1 protein-coding gene is annotated in these 265 nt (G+C 70.6%); it reads right to left on the bottom strand.

The window, feature by feature from the left end; genetic code table 11:
- Positions 1-154: 154 nt before the first annotated feature.
- Positions 155-250 (bottom strand): hypothetical protein, encoded by a 96-nt coding sequence (locus R0J87_RS21315; protein ID WP_498888789.1) that lies wholly within the window; start codon positions 248-250, stop codon positions 155-157.
- Positions 251-265 lie beyond the last annotated feature (15 nt).

Below are 265 nucleotides of genomic sequence, written 5' to 3' on the forward strand. Positions count from 1 at the left end.
GTCGCTGCGGATCTGGGAGGTCGTGAATTTGGTGGGTGCGTTCATCGGGCTGGCAGTCGGGCGGGCGGCAGGTGGACCGGTTCCACCTGCCCGATATGGGGCAGGCGGAGCGGCGGCGCAACCTAAACCACCAAGATTACCAGCCCTTGGGCGCTCAGTCGTCAGGATCGAACCGGCTCGCGGCGCGGATGGTGTCGGCATCGAAGCCGCGGCGCGCCAGCAGGTCGGCGGCCTTGCGGCGCTGGGCCAGGTCCTGCGGCCCGGC

This window comes from Halomonas sp. SIMBA_159, assembly GCF_046536035.1.
Taxonomy (GTDB): domain Bacteria; phylum Pseudomonadota; class Gammaproteobacteria; order Pseudomonadales; family Halomonadaceae; genus Vreelandella; species Vreelandella venusta_A.